This window comes from Microcoleus sp. A6-C6 (assembly GCF_036705955.1).
Classification (GTDB): Bacteria; Cyanobacteriota; Cyanobacteriia; order Cyanobacteriales; family Microcoleaceae; genus Microcoleus.
The window spans coordinates 1-19,535 of record NZ_JAUBVR010000091.1 but is presented as its reverse complement, the minus strand read 5'-3'; the positions used below and the strand labels follow the sequence as shown (position 1 = coordinate 19,535).

General features: G+C 45.5%; 10 protein-coding genes. 8 read left to right on the top strand and 2 right to left on the bottom strand.

All coding sequences use genetic code 11. The features are described 5' to 3' along the window. From QUB52_RS25395 to QUB52_RS25385, 3 genes are all read left to right on the top strand, one after another. Positions 1–5,046: trifunctional serine/threonine-protein kinase/ATP-binding protein/sensor histidine kinase (locus QUB52_RS25395; protein ID WP_332976301.1), on the top strand; the 5,046-nt coding region annotated here is incomplete at its 5' end. Positions 5,047–5,111: 65 nt separating this feature from the next. After that, a complete protein-coding gene (locus QUB52_RS25390; RefSeq protein WP_332972972.1) occupies positions 5,112–11,003 on the top strand; it encodes a trifunctional serine/threonine-protein kinase/ATP-binding protein/sensor histidine kinase in 5,892 nt (1,963 codons plus the stop codon). Between the two features lie 252 nt (positions 11,004–11,255). Continuing rightward, positions 11,256–12,872: a calcium-binding protein gene (locus QUB52_RS25385; protein ID WP_332972973.1), complete on the top strand. Its 1,617-nt coding sequence runs from the start codon at positions 11,256–11,258 to the stop codon at positions 12,870–12,872. A gap of 97 nt (positions 12,873–12,969) precedes the next feature. Here QUB52_RS25385 and QUB52_RS25380 read toward each other — a convergent pair whose 3' ends face one another. Then, entirely contained in the window at positions 12,970–13,332 is a 363-nt protein-coding gene (locus QUB52_RS25380; RefSeq protein WP_332972974.1) for a hypothetical protein, read from the bottom strand. 395 nt (positions 13,333–13,727) lie between these two features. Between QUB52_RS25380 and QUB52_RS25375 the strand changes: the two genes are divergently transcribed. Next, entirely contained in the window at positions 13,728–14,570 is an 843-nt protein-coding gene (locus QUB52_RS25375; protein WP_265236980.1) for a photosystem II manganese-stabilizing polypeptide, read from the top strand. Between the two features lie 438 nt (positions 14,571–15,008). Continuing rightward, entirely contained in the window at positions 15,009–15,782 is a 774-nt protein-coding gene (locus tag QUB52_RS25370; protein WP_265237065.1) for an RNA polymerase sigma factor SigF, read from the top strand. Positions 15,783–15,952: 170 nt separating this feature from the next. Here the strand turns inward: QUB52_RS25370 and QUB52_RS25365 are convergent, their stop codons facing one another. Then, positions 15,953–17,119 (bottom strand): pyridoxal phosphate-dependent aminotransferase, encoded by a 1,167-nt coding sequence (locus QUB52_RS25365; protein WP_321161625.1) that lies wholly within the window; start codon positions 17,117–17,119, stop codon positions 15,953–15,955. Positions 17,120–17,355: 236 nt separating this feature from the next. Here QUB52_RS25365 and QUB52_RS25360 point away from each other — a divergent pair, with 236 nt between their 5' ends. The 3 genes from QUB52_RS25360 to QUB52_RS25350 all read left to right on the top strand — a co-directional run bounded on the left by QUB52_RS25360 (position 17,356) and on the right by QUB52_RS25350 (position 19,494). Next, complete coding sequence (locus tag QUB52_RS25360; protein WP_332972975.1) at positions 17,356–17,868, top strand: adenine phosphoribosyltransferase; 513 nt, start codon at positions 17,356–17,358, stop codon at positions 17,866–17,868. A 317-nt stretch (positions 17,869–18,185) separates the two neighbouring features. Continuing rightward, the gene (locus tag QUB52_RS25355) at positions 18,186–19,226 is read left to right on the top strand and encodes an ABC transporter permease (RefSeq protein WP_333002858.1); all 1,041 of its coding nucleotides are present in this window, start codon (positions 18,186–18,188) and stop codon (positions 19,224–19,226) included. Between the two features lie 94 nt (positions 19,227–19,320). Then, positions 19,321–19,494, top strand: a complete 174-nt coding sequence (locus tag QUB52_RS25350) for a BrnT family toxin (RefSeq protein ID WP_332972976.1) — start codon at positions 19,321–19,323, stop codon at positions 19,492–19,494. The last annotated feature ends 41 nt before the right edge of the window (positions 19,495–19,535 follow it).

Sequence of the window (19,535 nt, the reverse complement as noted above, 5' to 3'; positions counted from 1 at the left end):
CGGATTATACATAAAGACATCAAACCCGCCAATATTCTTATTAATCCAGAAACCAAACAAGTCAAATTAATTGACTTTAGTATAGCATCTTTACTCCCACGAGAAACACAGACACTTGTCAATCCTAATGTTTTAGAAGGGACACTAGCTTATATTTCTCCAGAACAAACAGGGAGAATGAACCGGGGAATCGACTACCGCACAGATTTCTATTCTTTGGGTGTAACTTTCTACGAGTTACTCACTGGAGTTTTACCATTTCCATCAAATGAACCGATGGAATTGGTGCATTGTCATCTTGCCAAAGCAGCGCCTTTAGTACATGAAATTAACCCAGAAATCCCGCCTGTATTCTCAGAAATAGTCAGCAAATTGATGGCAAAAAATGCCGAAGATAGATATCAGAGTGCATTGGGACTAAAGTTTGATTTAGAAAATTGTTTAACTCAAATTCAAGAAACTGGTTCGATTGATAGCTTTGATGTTGGGACGAGGGATCTGTGCGATCGCTTCCTCATCCCCGACAAACTCTATGGAAGAGAAGCCGAAGTATCAACCATACTGCAAGCATTTGAGCGTGTTAGCGAAGGTGCAACAGAAATGATGCTGGTAGCTGGGTTTTCCGGTATTGGAAAAACCGCAGTTATCAACGAAGTTCATAAACCCATTGTCCGGCAACGCGGTTATTTTATCAAAGGCAAATTTGACCAATTCAACCGCAATATTCCCTTCTCTGCCTTTGTGCAAGTATTCCGCGATTTAATGTGGCAGTTGCTTAGTGAAAGCGATCGCGAATTACACATCTGGAAAACTCAGATTCTTCAGGCGCTAGGGGACAATGGGCAGGTAATGATTGAGGTGATTCCCGAATTAGAACGCATCATCGGTAAGCAAGCACCCGCTACAGAACTATCAGGAACTGCGGCACAAAATAGATTTAATTTACTGTTCCAAAAGTTCATTCAAGTCTTCACAACTAAAGAACATCCATTGGTGATGTTTTTGGATGATTTACAGTGGGCTGATTCTGCCTCACTCAATTTGATACAACTTTTGATGAATGAGTCGGAAAGTCGCTATTTATTAACGATCGGGGCTTACCGAGATAATGAAGTTTCACCAGCGCATCCCTTAATGTTGACCTTAGATGCGATCGCTAAAGCCAACGCCACCATCAATACTATTACTTTGGGTTCTCTCAGCCAGGGTAGCTTAAACCAGCTAGTCGCTGACACCCTCAACTGCCATATTTTGAGCGCGCAAGCCTTGACAGAACTGATTGCCCTCAAAACAAAAGGCAATCCCTTTTTTGCCACCCAGTTTCTCAAAGCATTGTATCAAGATGGATTGATTCAGTTCACCCCCCCAACCCCCCCTTACCAAGGGGGGGCTACGGGGGGGTGGCAGTGCGATCTGGCAGAGATTCGCACTGTTGCCATATCCGATGATGTCGTGGAATTTATGGCATCACAGTTACAAAAACTGCCCTCTGACACCCAAGATATTCTCAAATTAGCCGCTTGTATTGGCGCACAGTTCGATTTGAATACTCTGGCGATCGTCTCCCAACAATCGGAATCTGATGCCGCCGTCGCCCTTTGGAAAGCCTTACAGGAAGGGCTGATTATTCCCCAAAGTGAAATTTATAAGTTCTATATGGGCGAATTGGATACAACCCAAAACACACAAACTGAAACGCTCAATTATAAGTTCCTCCACGATCGCGTTCAACAAGCTGCTTATTCCCTGATTCCCGATGACCAAAAACAAATTACTCATCTGCAAATCGGGCAACTTTTGCTACAAGATGCGTCACCGAGTACAAAGGAAGAGAGACTGTTTGATATTGTCAATCATCTGAATGTTGGCAAATATCTGATGATTCAACCGTCGGAACGGACAGAATTAGCACAGATGAATTTGAACGCTGGAGGTAAGGCGAAAAATTCCACAGCCTATGCCGCCGCAAGGGGTTATTTCAAAACAGGGATTGAGCTATTACAACCAGACTGCTGGAAAACAGAGTACGAATTAGCCTTCAACCTCCATGTGGCAGCAACGGAAGCCAGCTATTTGAATGGTGATTTTGACGGCATGGAACATCTTGCTGCATTAGTATTGCAGCAGGCGCAGACAATTTTTGACAAAGTGAAAATTTACGAAATTCAAATCGCTGCACAAACATCCCAAAACCAAATATTAGAAGCGATCGCAGTCGGAAGAAACGCCCTAGCCCAATTAGGAGTAGAACTCGCCACGGAAGTAGACGAAGCCAAGATTGGTAAAGCCTTACAATATCTTAGCAACCAACTCCAGGGTAGAGAAATTGGCGAGTTGATTGATTTACCTGTGATGAGCGATCCCGTTGCTCTTGCTGCGATGCAACTGTTAGGTACCTTATTTCCCCCTATAATCCAAGGAATGCCCGGATTATTGCCTCTGTTGAGTGCGGCGATGGTGAGGTTGTCTATCCAGTTTGGTAATGCACCCACTTCGACAGTTGGTTATGTGCTTCATGGACTGGTACTGTGCGCTTTTTTGGGCGAAATTGAAACAGGCTATGAGTTTGGCTCCTTAGCGCTCTCATTGGTAGAGCAATTTAATGTTCAGGCAACAAAGTCCATCACCCTCAATCTGTTTGCGTCTTTCATCCAACATCACCAGCAAGCGCTCAGGGCAACGATACCGATGCTAAAAGAAAGCTACAGCACAGGTATGGAGACAGGTAGTTTTCTCTATGCTGGTTATGGGATCTCCTGCTATGCCTTTACTGCATTTTACTCAGGTGTAGACCTAGAGACGTTGGGCTATGAATTAATTGCTTACAGTGCTAACCTCGCCCAAGTGAAACAGAATTCATCGCAGATTTTTGTAGACTTGGTGCGGCAAACGGTGGAGCATTTGAGGGAAACGGTGAACCAACCCGATCGCTTAATTGGGACTAGCTACGATGAAGCGGTGATGCTGCCGAAGCACCACCAGAATAATGATTTTATGGGCATCGCCCTTGCCTACAGCTACAAACTGCTGCTTGCCTACTACTTTGGCAATTATCAGGCTGCCCTGGAGTACATCGCCGCAATCAAGCCCTGTTTGATAGCAATATCGGGATTGGCTCACGTTCCTATTTTCCATTTTTATGCCGCCCTAACGTACGTAGCACTCTGCCCCACCCAGCCAGAACCCCAGCAAGCCGAAATACTTGAGCGAGCAGCAAGCCATGAAACAATCCTACATCGCTGGGCGCAGAATGCCCCGATGAATTACCAACATAAGGTTGATTTGGTAGCAGCCGAAAAATGTCGGGTGTTAGGCAAAAATTATGAAGCAGGGGATTGCTACGATCGCGCCATTTTTGGAGCAAAAGCCAACGAATATATTAACGAAGAAGCTTTAGCAAACGAACTAGCAGCCAAATTCTATCTCAATTGGGGTAAAGAGAAAGTTGCCGCAGGTTATATGCAAGAAGCCTATTACTGCTATGCCCGTTGGGGAGCAAAAGCCAAAACTGATGATTTGGAAAACCGCTATCCCGAATTGCTCCGCCCGATTTTGCAGCAGTCCGATCCCTCGATGACAATGTTCGGCACACTAGCAACGATCGCCACACCAGCCTATTCCCTTCACTCCAACACCCGCAAGAGTTCTAGCAGTTCCAGCATCAATACAACCCTCGATTTTGCCGCCATTCTCAAAGCTTCCCAAGCACTTTCGAGAACAATTCAGTTAGAGGATCTGATCCACCAATTGACTCAGATTATTCTGCAAAATTCGGGGGGCGATCGCTGTGCCTTAATCTTACCTTCGGAGAATCAAGTTTGGGAAGTACGGGCGATCGCCACACCCACCGAAACTCTACTCTACTCCGAACCCCTGGAAAACAACCCCAATCTCCCCGTCAAACTGATTCAATATGTCAAAAACACTCACAAAGTCGTGGTGATTGACGATCTAGAAACCGATTTACCCGTAATTGATAATTATTTGACACTACAGCAGCCTAAAAGTGTGCTGTGTTTACCCGTTCTCAATCAAGGAAATTTGGTCGGTATTTTGTATCTCAACAATCGCTTAACCAGTGGTGTGTTTACCAGCGATCGCATCATTATTCTCGACTTTCTCTGCTCCCAAGTGGCTATTTCTCTAGAAAATGCCCGGCTTTACAATCAAGTCAAGCAGACCCTCACCGACCTGCAAAATGCTCAATTACAAATAGTCCAAAGTGAAAAAATGTCAGCCTTGGGGAACTTAGTTGCCGGTGTCGCTCACGAAATCAACAATCCCGTCGGCTGTATTATTGGCAACGTTGGTGCTGTCCAAGATTCCATCAATGATCTATTTGGGCTGATTGACCTCTATCAAGAGGAACTCCCGCAACCTAGCCCCACCATTGAAGAAGAATTAGAGACAATTGACCTAGAATATTTACGCTCTGATTTACCCAAGTTAATCAGAGCGATGAAAGATGGGGGCGATCGCATCACCAGCATCAGCAAGAGTCTCCGCACTTTCTCCCGTGCCGATAACGACCAAAAGCAGTTATTCAACCTGCATGAAGGGATTGATAGCACCATCTTGATTTTACGCCATCGCCTCAAGGCTAATGATACTCGTCCCGCGATTGAAGTTGTCACCAACTACGGGAATATTCCGGCGATCGAATGCTTCCCCGGACAATTAAATCAGGTGTTTATGAATATTCTGGCTAATGCGATCGATGCACTGGAAGAAGCAAATATCGGTCGGGTTTTTGCTCAAATTAAAGCCAATCCTAACTGCATTACTATTACAACTTCCAGGGAAAATAATTTAGTAAAAATTGCCATTGTTGATAATGGAAAGGGCATGACGGAGGAAGTTAAAGGCAAAATATTTGACCATTTATTCACCACAAAAGCTGTGGGCAAAGGGACGGGATTGGGATTAGCGATCGCACGGCAAATTGTCGTCGAAAAACATGGCGGTTCCCTTCAGCTCAGCTCTATACTAGGAGAAGGAACTGAATTTATCATCACCTTGCCAACTAAATCTGAACAAAACAGTTAATTGACAGACAGCATTCCGACTCATGTAACAACCACTCACCCATTTATCATCCAAGGAAAACTGCTATGAATTACTTCCCCCAAAATAGCCAACGCCATCTCAACTATCAAATTCTCAACTATCAAATTCTCGAAACAGTTTATTCAGGAAGTCGCACCTTAGTATATCGAGCTATCCGTACCAGCGATCGATTACCTGTCGTGATTAAACTGTTGAAAAATGAATACCCCATATTCAGCGAACTCGTGCAGTTTCGCAGCCAGTATACCATTGCTAAAAACCTTTGTCAACCCGGAATCATCCAAACCTATAGCCTAGAACCCTATCGAAATGGCTATGCCTTAGTCATGGAAGACTTTCGGGGTATTTCTCTTCACGAATGGGGAGTAAAAAGGAAAAATGCACTCTCTTTGAGAGAGTTTTTAGAAATAGCGATCGCACTGTGCAATATTTTAGATATATTGTATCGCGAGCGGATTATTCATAAAGATATTAAACCCAGTAATATCTTAATTAATTCTGACAACAAACAAGTCAAATTAATTGACTTTAGTATCGCCTCCTTGTTACCGCGAGAAACAGAAAATTTGATAAATCCTAATATATTAGAAGGGACAATTGCTTATATTTCTCCCGAACAAACCGGGAGAATGAATCGGGGGATTGATTATCGGACTGACTTTTATTCTTTGGGTGTAACTTTCTACGAATTACTGACGGGTCAATTACCCTTTCAGTCAAACGATCCGATGGAGTTAGTACATTGTCATATTGCAAGACTAGCACCATTAGTCCATGAAATCAACCCAAAAATTCCATCTGTCCTCTCAGAAATTGTCAGTAAATTGATGGCAAAAAATGCCGAAGAGCGATATCAAAGTGCATTAGGGTTGAAATACGATCTAGAAAATTGTTTAACTCAGCTACAAGTTTCTGGTGAAATTCAGAGTTTTAAGATTGCACAGAGGGATGTATGCGATCGCTTCCTCATTCCTGAGAAACTCTACGGTCGAGAAACTGAGGTTCAAGCATTACTTAAAGCCTTCGATCGCGTTTCCCAAGGCAGTTCAGAACTCATGCTAGTGGCGGGATTCTCTGGGATTGGTAAAACCGCCGTAGTCAATGAAGTCCACAAACCCATTACCCAGCAAAAAGGCTACTTCATCAAAGGCAAATTCGACCAATTCAACCGCAACATTCCCCTGTCAGCCTTTGTCCAAGCACTGCGAGATTTGATGAATCAACTACTCTCAGAATCCGATCGGCAGTTACAAACCTGGAAAGAAAAGCTGCTCAAAGCACTAGGAGATAGCGGTCAAGTCCTCATCGATTTAATTCCTGAACTCGAACGGATTATTGGGTCACAACCTCCCACTCCAGAACTTTCCGGTGAGGCAGCCCAAAATCGCTTTAACCTCCTGTTCCAAAACTTTATTCAGGTTTTTGCGAAGGTAGAACATCCCCTAGTCATCTTTATCGATGACCTGCAATGGGCTGACTCCGCCTCCTTAGACCTCATGCAAAGTTTGTTGTCGGAAGCCCAATCTCACTCTCAATGTCTCTTAGTCTTAGGAGCCTATCGAGATAATGAAGTATTTCCCGGTCATCCCTTTTTGATGACAGTTAAGACCCTAGAAAATGCCGATGTTACCATTGAAACTCTCACCCTCAGTCCCTTGAGTGCTGATAGCCTCAATCACCTAATTGCTGATGCTTTTCAAGCCTCACAAAGCGCTGTGCAGCCCTTAACCAACCTGGTCATGCAAAAGACCCAGGGCAATCCGTTCTTTGCGACCCAATTTCTGAAGGCATTACATCAAGATAGTCTGATTACTTTTGACCGGGAGGTTGGTCACTGGCAATGCGACCTAGTGCAGGTACAGGATGCAGCCTTAACCGATGATGTGGTGGAATTCATGGCTTTGCAGTTACGAAAACTGCCAGTTGCCACCCAAGAACAGCTTAAATTTGCCGCTTGTATTGGGGCAAAATTTGACCTCAAGACTTTGACGATTGTTTCAGAACAAGACGAAATTCAAGTAGCCTTGACTTTGTGGTCTGCGCTCAAAGAGGGGCTGATTGTGCCGGAGGGTAAAATCTATAAGTTTTATGTGGATGATAACCAACTCCAGGAGCATCGATCCCTGAGTGAAGAGATTTCTGAGCAAATTCACTATCGCTTTTTCCATGACCGCGTGCAACAGGCCGCCTACTCGCTAATTCCTGAAGACCAAAAACAGGCCACTCACCTCAAAATGGGTCAGTTACTCCAAACTCGTTTGTCAAAAGCAGAGCGAGAGGAGAAGTTATTTGATATTGTCAGTCATCTAAATCTAAGTCGTGGGTTGCTAAGTCATCAAGCCGAACGTGAGTCTTTGATTCGACTAAATCTAGCTGCGATCGAAAAAGCGAAAAAGGCAACCGCTTATGGCGTGGCGAGAGACTTGGTGACGGTGGGACTGGAATTACTAGAGGAAAATAGTTGGGAAACTCAGTATGAGTTGAGCTTAAAACTCCATGAGATCGCCGCAGATGTGGCCTGTTTAAAGGCTGATTTTGAGGAAGCGATCGCCCAAGTTCAACAGGTTTTGGATAAGGCTCAGACGGTGTTGGATAAAGTGCCTGTTTATATGGTGCAAATCAGGGTGTTGACAGCTCAGAATCAATTGGCGGATGCGATCGCCATTGCTGCTCAAGCCGTCACTCAATTGGGGATAGAATTTCCCTCAGACATCACACCAAGCCTAACCCAACAAACCATACAAAATGTGGAAGTCGAGCTAGAGGGGAAAGTCATTGAGGATTTGGTCAACTTGCCTGTAATGACTGACCCGACGACAATTGCTGCTATGGAACTGCTGGGAACGATCATGCCAATGGTATTTGTAGCTAAACCCGCATTTCTGCCCTTTGTTTGTGCGAACATTGTGAGCCTGTCGCTCCAGTCTGGCAATGCACCTGTTTCGAGTGTTGGCTATGCTACCTATGGCTTGGTCTTAGCGACGGGCTTGGGTCAAGTCGAGCGGGGCTATCACTTGGGGAAAATGGCTTTAACTTTAATCGATCGGCTCAATACAAAAGCGTATAAGTGTCTGACAATCCTTCATTTTTCTGCCTGTGTCCAGCATCAAAAAGAATCTATGACTTCTATGGCTGCTTTGCTCAAGCAGGGATATTTAGTAGGAATAGAAATCGGTGACTTTTTGTATTTAGGCTATTGTATGGCCCACTATTTTTATGCTTGTTTCTATGCTGGAAAAGAATTGTCTACCCTTCAATCAGAAATCGCTCAGTTTTGTTCGGTCATTGCTTCACTAAAGCAGGATAATGCCCTAACCTACTTAAAAATGAACCAAGAGTTATTTGGGCGCTTGCTTGAAAAAAACCATCAACCAACTCTGTTGATTGGAGATGCTTATGACGAGACGAAAATATTTCCCCAGTACCTTCAAAATCAGCAACTAACAGGCTTTGGCATTGCTTACACCTACAAGCTGATCTTGGCTTATTTGTTTGGTGATTATAACCGCGCCCTTGAATATCTCAATGAAGTTAACCGATATTTAGGTAGTATTGTCGGAATGCTGCATATTCCCGCCGCGCATTTCTATGGGGGGCTAACCTATTTAGCGTTGGTAGCAGGTAAGTCTGAGGATGAGCAGTTACAACTACTTGCTTTAGCGGAACAGCATCACGCTAACTTATCAACCTGGGCAGAGAATGCCCCTATGAATCACCAGCACAAGGTGGCTCTCTTGGCAGCAGAAAGATGTCGAGTTTTGGGCAATATCTCGGAGGCAATTGATCGCTATGAGCGGGCCATTGCGGGCGCTAAAGCCAACGGTTTCATTCAAGAAGAAGCCTTAGCAAATGAACTTGCAGCTAAATTCTTTCTCGATTGGGGTAAAGAGAAAGTCGCCGCCAGCTATATGCAAGAAGCTTACTACTGCTATGCCCGTTGGGGAGCAAAAGCCAAAGTCGCCGACTTAGAATACCGCTATCCCCAATTGCTTGCGCCAATATTACAGCAAAGCCGTTCGCTTCTTTCTACTCACGAAACTATCTTCACTTTGGGAACTGTGACATCTACCACTTCTGCCACTTCTAGCAGCAGTGTCTCAGATATTCTAGATTTAAAAGCGATTTTCAAAGCTTCTCAAACTCTCTCAAGCGAAATCGAACTCGAAAAACTGCTTGCATCGTTACTGAGAATCGTCATTGAAAATGCTGGGGCTGATAAATGTGTATTAATGCTGTTGCGAGACAGTCACTTGCTAATTAAAGGCTCAATTACCCAGGCAACACAGCCAGTTGTGTTGCAGAACCTTCGGGTTGAAGAAAGTCAAGACATCCCCCACAAGCTGATTTACAAAGTCAAGCACAGTAATCAAGCTGTTGTGTTGATTGATGCAACAGCAGATCCGATTTTAGCGAATGACCCGTATATTGTGCGTCAACAGCCTCAGAGCATCTTGTGCAACCCGATTTTGCATCAAGGTAAATTATTGGGCATTTTATATCTAGAAAATAATTTAGCCAAGGGAGCGTTTACGAGCGATCGCGTCGAACTGCTGAATTTACTTTGCACTCAAGCTGCAATTTCTCTAGAAAATGCGCGACTCTATGAAAATTCTCAAAAATATGCACAACAGCTAGAGCAATCTCTAGCAAAATTGCAGGCGAGTGAAATCCGTTTCCAAAATTTGGCAAATAATATTCCTGGTACGGTGTACCAATTACGTCTGGGGGCTGACGGTTCAATTTCAACACCTTATGTCAGCTCTGGCTGTTTCGACTTATATGAGTTAGCACCAGAGTTAGTGATGGCAGGTGTACATAGCCTTAACACTATGCATCATCCTGATGATGACCTAACTATTACACAAGCAATGATCGCCTCTGGCCAAAATCTAACACCATTTGAGCAAGAATGGCGTATTATTGTACCTTCAGGAATCGTAAAATGGGTTTGCTGTGTTGCTAGGCCAGCGGGTCAAGCAGATGGTGCAATATTATGGGATGGAGTGGTAATTGATATTAGCGATCGCAAGCGAGCAGAACTTGCTGTGCAGCAAAAGACGCAAGATTTAGCAGAAGCATTAACCGAGTTACAAAACGCTCAATTACAAATAGTCCAAAGTGAAAAAATGTCCGCACTGGGTAATCTTGTGGCTGGGGTAGCTCACGAAATGAATAATCCTTTGGGTTTTATTTCTGCTAGTCTCCACCAAGCCAAACCCACCTTTAATGACATTCTTGAACACTTAGAACTATATCAAGAAACGCTAACAGAGCCAACTGAGAAAATTATCGCTCATGCCGAAGAAATTGACTTGGATTATAGCTTGGAAGACTTCCCAAAAGTCATTGATGCCATGTCTATCGCGTGCGACAGGTTAAGTAAGATCAGCACTTCACTCCGAACATTTTCTCGTGCAGATCGCGATCATAAAGTTCTTTTTAACATTCATGAAGGCATTGATAGCACGATTTTGATTCTCAAACATCGTCTGAAAGCCAATGATCAACGTCCCGCCATTGAAGTGATTGCTAATTATGGCAATTTACCTCAAGTCGAGTGTTTTCCGGGACAACTAAATCAGGTGTTTATGAATATCTTGGCTAATGCCATTGACGCATTGGATGAGTCGAATGTTGGACGAAGTTTTCAGTCAATTAAAGCCAATCTCAACCGAATTACTGTTACCACTTCAACGGCTGATAATTTCGTGAAAATTACCATTTCCGATAATGGTAAGGGAATGAGTGAAGAGCTAAAACAAAAGATATTTGACCATTTATTTACTACAAAAGCTGTGGGTAAAGGCACTGGGTTGGGATTGGCGATCGCCCGCCAGATTGTAGTCGAAACCCACGGCGGCACAATTGAGGTGAATTCCGATCGGGGAAGTGGCACTGAATTTGCGATATTTTTACCTGTTAGCGAACAAAATTAGAAGCCATTCGTCATTTAATAAAATAGGTTCGTAGCGCGGACTTTAGGCCGCTGAAATTGATGCGGACTCGCATTCCGCACTACAAACCTATTGATTGATCGCCCATCAAGACACTCGCACCAATCTCCCCCGCTGCTTCGCGACTATTGCCAAAATCTCAACTATGCTAACGTAGGCAAGCAGTAATGCCCTGCTACCAAGGCTATTAACCTAATTTAAAGAATTCTTTTATTGAGGAGCGGTGTATTCCCTATGGCAAACCTGATTGGCACAGACAGCAACGACTTTATTTTAGGAACTCCGCAGGGCGATCGAATTCGCGCTTTAGATGGCGATGACACGCTCCTGGGCGCCAGTGGAGATGACACCCTAGAGGGGGACGCGGGCAACGACCAACTGCTCGGAGGCGACGGAGCAGATTCGCTGTTTGGGGGCGAAGGAAATGACGAACTCATTGGCAACCAAGGCCGCGATTTTGCTTTAGGCGGAAACGGCGACGACTCAATTTTCGGCGGTTTAGGCAACGACATCATCGAAGGCAACGATGGGTTAGACACCTTATTCGGAGATGCCGGCGACGACGTGATTCGCGGCAACGCGGGCTTTGATGTGATTGCCGGCGGTACTGGCAATGACAGCCTGGTGGGGGGTGACGGAGACGATTCGGTGTTTGGGAATGGTGATAACGACTATCTCTACGGAGATATCGGGAACGATTCTCTCAACGGCGGTAGCGGCGGAGATCAACTGTTTGGGGGTGACGGCAACGACTATTTGGCCGGCAGCGACGGCGACGACACTTTGTACGGTAATGCTGACGCCGATTCGCTGTTGGGAGAATCCGGCAACGATCAACTATTCGGCGGCAAGGCTGACGATACACTTTCTGGTGGCAGCGGTTTGGATACCATTCGTGGCGATCAAGGCGACGACTGTCTGATGGGAGATGAAGGTAATGACTTCCTGTTTGGGGGCAAAGGTAATGATGTTCTCGACGGCGGTTTTGCCGATGATTCCTTGGTCGGAGGTCTGGGCGACGATACAATTTTGGGCAGTTTCGGTAATGATAATTTATTTGGGGCTGAGGGTAATGATTCTCTGGTTGGAGGTGAGGGTTCGGATACTCTGACTGGCGGTAGCGGCAGCGATGTCTTTGGATTGGGAGCGGGCCCGGGAAGTTTGGTTTTAATTACTGATTACAATGAGGCTGAGGATTTCTTTGGACTGCCGAGCACTTTATCTTTCAGTCAACTGCAAGTCAGCCAAGGTAACGGCGCTAATCTCAGAGATACGGTAATTACGATCGACGGCAAGCTGTTAGCAATTTTGGTCAACACTCCGTCGGCGCTGATCGATGCTACTGATTTTATCAGTGTGAGTGGGACGTTTGCCCCCAGGCCGACGACAACGACAACTACTACGACAACTATTACGACTACTACGGGAACGGAAACGACTCCGACTCCGACGACTACGACTCCAACTCCGACGACTACGACTCCGACTCCGACGACTACGACTCCGACTCCGACGACTACGACTCCAACTCCGACGACTACGACTCCAACTCCGACTCCGACGACTCCAACTCCGACTCCGACGACTCCGACTCCGACGACTCCAACTCCGACTCCGACGACTCCAACTCCGACTCCGACGACTCCAACTCCGACGACTACGACTCCAACTCCGACGGCTTCGAGGATTCCGACTGCGCCGACTGTTACCGCGCCTGATTCAATGGTGTCAATTAGTTCGATCGCCCAGACGCCTACTCCCGGACTCTTGCCGATGCCCGGCCAGATGCCGGTATTTCCTGCGATGCTGCCGAGTCCGATACCTGTACCTCCTACACCTTTCGGGTTCTAGGTGTGATTCGCTTTTGTTACCAGGTGCCAGTTGCGAGTGATTTAAACTCGCAACTGAAAACTCACGCACTCAGCCACTCACAACTCACAACTCATAACTATTTAAGGTCTTGCTCAGTCCCGGCCGAGTCATGCTCAGACTTGGCCGGATCATCTTCTAGGGGAGATAATTGTTGGGCGTACCCCAAGAGCGATCGAAGTTTCATACGCTGGATGTAAGGCCAGCCGCCATGGGCTTCAATATTCCTGAGCAGTTTGTAAACTGCTTGGCGGTTGTCGGGAAAAGATGCTTGGAACAAACCGTCCCGAATTTCCTGGTGCGAAGCTTCCAGCGCCCGCAGCAGGGTCAAAAGCAGCACACTGTCTCCCTGACAACTTTCGGCTAAAGTCCGAATCGCCTCAGTCAGCGATTGCAGTTGAGACTGCAACTTTTCTGACTCTAAATTTTTGCCGTTGTCCATACCGCTGCTTCCTTTGAAATCTACAAGGCCTTTGTGCCGGGCCGCTGGTGTCAGCTAATCGAGCTAGTGGCGATCGGCATTCGGGGCCAATAAGCAACGTAACTTAAGTGGGTTGACTTAAGCAATATTAATTTGCAGTCCAAGTCAGGAAAAGAGCACAACCCGTCGTACCATGTGTATTGGGCTGCGATCCGAACATTTTGAGAAATCATCAGTTCTTGCTTATTTTCACTGCACTAGCTCAATTTTTTGAGTAAAAGCCGGTGTCGGTGAAGCGAGCGATCTGGATCTAAATGCTGCTATGGCGCTGGCCTAGCCCGCCGGCGGGCAATTATATTTTGCTCGAATTAGGGCTTTTTCTTAATATAATCCGATGTTGGAGATTGATGTTGGCAATGAAATATCGTGCTTTAATTGTTGCACTTTTAGCATTTTGCATGAGTGCACTGGTTGCTTGTTCTTCGGCTCCTGATACAACGGTGGCGACTACCGAGTTACTCACCTACGACCAGATCAGAGGTACTGGATTGGCAAATAACTGCCCTAGTTTGGCAGAAACTTCTCGTGGCTCGATCCCTATTGAAGCGGGCGCAACCTATAAACTGACTGGTATGTGTTTGCAGCCCACAACTTATTTTGTGAAGGAAGAACCAGCAAACAAACGCCAAGAGGCAGAATTTGTGCCTGGTAAAGTGCTGACTCGGTTCACGTCGAGCATTGACCAAGTTCAAGGTAAGCTTGAGGTTGGTAATGATGGGACTCTGACTTTTACAGAAGAGGATGGCTTGGACTTTCAAGCAATTACGATTCTGTTACCGGGCGGAGAGCAAGTACCTTTCTTGTTCACTATTAAAGAGCTGGTAGCCAGTTCCGAGCCTGGAGTGGTTGCTATCAATACTTCCACCGATTTGCGAGGAGAATTTAACGTTCCTTCTTACCGCAGCGCTAGCTTTTTAGACCCTAAAGCTCGCGGGGTAGCCACGGGCTACGACCATGCTGTAGCGCTTCCGGCTACAGACAATTCCAAACTCAAACGCTCTAATGTGAAGCTGGCTGACACCAGCACCAAGGCGGGCAAAATTTCTTTGCAAGTTGCTAAAGTCAACAGCGCCACTGGCGAAATAGGCGGGATTTTTGAAAGCAGACAGACTTCTGATACTGATTTGGGAGCTAGACCTGCTTTGGATGTGAAAATTCGCGGTTTGTTTTACGCTCGCATTGAGCCTTCTGTGTCGTAAAATTGGCTTTCTGGATCGATCCTCTGCGAGGGCTTCGCCAACGAACTTGAGCAGTTTTTTGCCCTAAAGCTACTGCTCGCCCTTCATTAGCCAACAGTCTTTGGCAAGATAACTTAAGACTGTTGACTAATGACTAAATTTATGATTTAAGGCGTTATGAGTTATAAGATTTTTAATTAATAAGAGTATTGCGTTTAAACAGATTTTAGATTATAATGTGGTGTCAAAAAAGAATGTCCGTAAATTTAATGATTTTGCTAAATATTTTTGGATGAATTCGCCAAATCGCTTAGCAGTAAAAAGATTCAACTGCTGTGTCCGCGATCACGGCTATTCAATGCTAGGATTACACCACATCAAGATATATTTTTTTAGACTAGATTGGAAACTAGATATAAAGCAACATCAGTCCTCTGCTCTACCAACCCTTATGCCACCATGTCTACCACAATCCCCAACGAGCTAAAAAGCGAAAATTTGCAATTGTTGCGCGAGTACCAAGATTCTGGCTCGAATGAAGTCCGCAATCAGTTAGTTCAACTGAATATTGGACTGGTGAGAAAAGAAGTTTACCACTGGATGAACCAGTGCGGTGAAAGCTACGACGATTTGCAGCAAGTTGGGTGTATTGGGTTGATTAGGGCGATCGAGCGATTCGAGCTGTCGAGGGGACACGCTTTTAGTTCCTTTGCAATTCCCTACATTCGGGGCGAAATTCAACACTACTTGCGAGACAAAAGCCCTTCGGTGCGAGTTCCGCGCCACTGGCTGGCCCTGGAACGTAAGTCTGTCGCAGCAATCAAGGATTTGCAGGTGCAGTTCAACCGCAAACCTACGGATGCAGAAGTAGCAGCAGTGCTTGAGGTTTCTGTTGAAGAATGGCGAGAAATTAAGTTGGCCCACCTCAACCGATCGCCTTTGAGTTTGGACGCGCCGGTGCAAGATGAAGATGAGGGGGCGACTTGTCTGGGAGAATTGGTGCCCGATAGCAAGTATCGGAGTTTTCAGTTGGCGCAAGAGGATCAAATTCGGGTACAGCAAGCTTTGGCGATGTTGGAAAAACGGACTCGCGAGATATTGGAGTTTGTTTTTCTCTACGATTTGACGCAGAAAGAAACAGCCGAACGCTTGGGTATCAGCGCGGTGACTGTTTCTCGGCGAGTTAAGAAGGGGCTGGATTTGCTGAAGGAAATTATGACGAAACAGCTTTAGTCAGCAGTCATTAGTCATTAGTCATTAGTCAGCAGTCATTAGTCATTAGCGAGTTGCTACCAATGATCAATGCCCAATCCCTCCGCTTCGCTTCGCCCAATCCCTCCGCTTCGCTTCGCCCAATCCCTCCGCTTCGCTTCGCCCAATGACCAATGACTAATGACTAATTTTTAGATGCTGCGGACAAATTTATCGAGCCTTTCTACGGCTTTTTTAATTGTGCCTAAATCGGTGGCGTAAGACAAGCGAATGTGGTCGTCTGCGCCAAAAGCAATGCCGGGAATGACTGCTACTTGCTGCTGTTCTAAGAAAGCATCGGAAAATTCCAGAGAATTCATTCCTGTTTTGCTGATGTTGACAAACATATAGAAAGCGCCGTCTGGTTTGATGCAGCTAATGCCGGGGATAGCATCGAGTAATTCAAATATTACTTCACGCCGATCGGCAAAAGCTAGTCGCATGGTTTCGACAGACTCTTGGCTGCTTTCCAAAGCTGCGATCGCGCCGTACTGTGCAAAAGTACACACGTTTGAGGTACTGTGACCTTGAATGGTGCTGGTGGCTTTAATTATTTCGAGCGGCCCGGCTAAATAGCCAATGCGCCAGCCTGTCATGGAATAACCTTTGGCAAAACCGCTGCTGATCAGGGTGCGATCAAAGATTTCCTTACCCAGGGAACCGATGCTGACGTGTTGCGCGCCGTCATATATGATTTTTTCGTAAATCTCGTCCGAAACGACTAAAATATCTCGATCGACTATCACCTCGGCCAGCGCTTTGATTTCCGCTGGAGTGTAAACCATTCCCGTCGGGTTAGAAGGCGAATTCAGCACAAATAACTTGGTTTTGGGAGTAATCGCTCGATTCAGTTGATCCGGTGTAATTTTATATCCTGTAGAAGCATCTGTCCGTACAATTACGGGCTTACCGCTGGCGAGTTTGACCATTTCTGGGTAGCTCACCCAGTAGGGAGCCGGAATAATTACTTCATCTCCAGGCTCGATCAGAGCCATCATCAGATTGTAAAGCGAATGCTTGCCGCCGTTGGTGACAATGATATTTTCCGGTTGATAGTTAAGATTGTTGTCGTCGCGGAGTTTGCGGGCGATCGCAGCCTTTAACAGCGGTTCCCCAGCCACAGGGCCATACTTAGTCTTCCCCGCATCCAAAGCTTGCTTTGCCGCCGCTTTAATGTGTTCGGGGGTATCAAAGTCGGGTTCTCCCGTACTCAAACTACAGACATCAATCCCTTCTGCCCTCATGGCTTTAGCCTTAGCTGCGATCGCCAAGGTTATGGAAGGAGGAACCTCGCCCACTCGTGCTGCCAACTTGATCATTGGATTTTAGATATTATATTTTTGACTTTAGATCATAGGTTGACAAATGGTGATATTCAACCCTGTTGTTAAGGAATTATGACATTTGTTTACATAGTACGTAAAGCATTAAGCAATTAAAGAATAAAAATTTAAGAAGCTCTTAGTTTGAATTTTAGTTTTAAATTGAAAAATTTGAGGTTATCATTGTACCATTTTTGATGCCTGATTACCCTCAACTCCGATCTGCAAGCTTTATGGATCTCAAATCTCTGATTCGCGACATTCCTGATTTCCCCAAACCGGGAATTATGTTTCGAGACATTACAACCTTGCTCCGCAACCCCCAAGGGCTGAGGTATACCATTGACAGTTTAGCTGAAAAATGCTCTGCAATGTCTGCTGACTATGTGGTGGGCATGGAATCCCGCGGCTTCATCTTTGGCGCGCCTTTGGCTTATAAAATGGGAGCAGGCTTTATTCCTGTCCGCAAGCCGGGGAAACTGCCTGGAGAAGTTTATTCTGCTGAGTACGAGTTGGAGTATGGTGTCGATCGACTGGAGATGCACAAAGATGCGATGACAACCGGCAGCCGGGTGCTGATTGTGGACGATTTAATCGCCACTGGCGGAACAGCGGCGGCGACGGCTCAGTTGTTGCAGCAAGCGGGCTGCGAGCTTGTCGGTTTTGCTTTTGTGATCGAATTGCAGGCTTTGGGCGGCAGGCAGAAATTGCCGGATGTGCCGATCGTCACGCTAGTGGAGTATTAGTTATACCAAATCCGGGTTAAATATCCCCTTGATCACTCGGCGGTTGAAACCGCGTCTATACAAACAAAGTCGGCCTACGCCGACTTAAAGAATAAAGGGGGTATGATACTCGGTTTTGATATTTGTTGACTGTTGACTGTTAACTGTTGACTGCTGAATAAAAACTACTGACAAATAATATCCTTGACCTTTGCATCGGAATTATTCATCTATCTCTTCTCTTTCTCTGCGATCTCTGCGTTCTCTGTGGTTAAATCATTCCGATGCAATCGGCATTAATATCATGCACAAATCTAAAATCTAAAATCTAAAAGAGTATGACTTCTATTAAATCTAATCGAAATTGGCGAATGTTAAATTCTCTGTTTGGTGGCGAGACATTTACCTATGTTGTCAAGCGACTGTTGCAAGCACTTTTAACCCTATTTTTAGCATCGGCTCTTTGTTTTGCAATTATCGAGCTTGCACCGGGAAATTACTTAGATACCTTGAGCCAAAATCCCAAGATTTCGCCTGAGACACTCAAGCAACTCGAACAGCAGTTCGGCTTAGATAAACCAGCGATTGTGCAGTACGGGCTGTGGTTGCAACAAATTGTGACGCGGGGAAATTTTGGCACGAGTTTTGTGTATCAGCGATCGGTAGCGTCGCTGCTGTGGGAACGGGTGCCGGCGACGTTGTTGATGGCAGGAGCCTCTTTGATTGTAACTTGGGCGATCGCGCTTCCTTTGGGAATTGTCGCGGCCGTTAATCAGAATAAAACTGTCGATCGAGTTTTGCAAGTAGTCAGCTACACCGCACAGGGATTTCCCAGCTTTATCACAGCCTTGCTGCTGCTATTTTTTGCTCAAAATACTTCCCCTCTTTTCCCCGTCGGAGGAATGACCAGCATCGACCATGCAGACTTACCTTGGTGGGGTCAAATCCTCGATTACTGCTGGCACTTAATCTTGCCAACAGTCGCCCTCAGCGTTACTGGTTTTGCAGGCTTGCAAAGATTGATGCGCGGACAATTATTGGACGTGCTGCGTCAAGATTACATCCGCACCGCCAAGGCAAAAGGTTTACCCGACAATCGAGTAATTTACGTTCACGCTCTGCGGAATGCGATTAATCCGTTGATTACGCTATTGGGTTTTGAGTTTGCTAGTTTGTTGAGCGGTGCGTTTATTGCTGAATTTTTCTTTAATTGGCCTGGTTTGGGAAAGCTGACTTTGGAAGCCGTGACAAATCAAGATTTGTACTTAGTCATGGCAAGTTTGATGATGGGCGCTACCATGTTGATTGTTGGTAATTTGTTGGCGGATTTGTTGCTGAAGGCGATCGATCCTCGGATTAAGCTGGAAGATTTGAAATAGAAGAATTATTCCTGGACGCACGCGGGGTGAAAAACCCTAGCTTATAACTTGTGTTATAATTTGATAGTACCTCGATTTAACATGATAAATTGCTTTGGATTATAATTTTGATTGGAATCCAGCCAAAGAAAAGCAAAATATTCGCAAACATCAATTAAATTTTCGTTTGGCATCAACTGTTTTCCGCGATCGTTCTCAATTAACAATCTATGATGAAGAACACAGTCAAGATGGGGTGCATCTCACTTTGGCAAATACATCAAATTGAAAGTTGACCGTTGAGATAAGCACAGCGAAGAGAAAGGATAG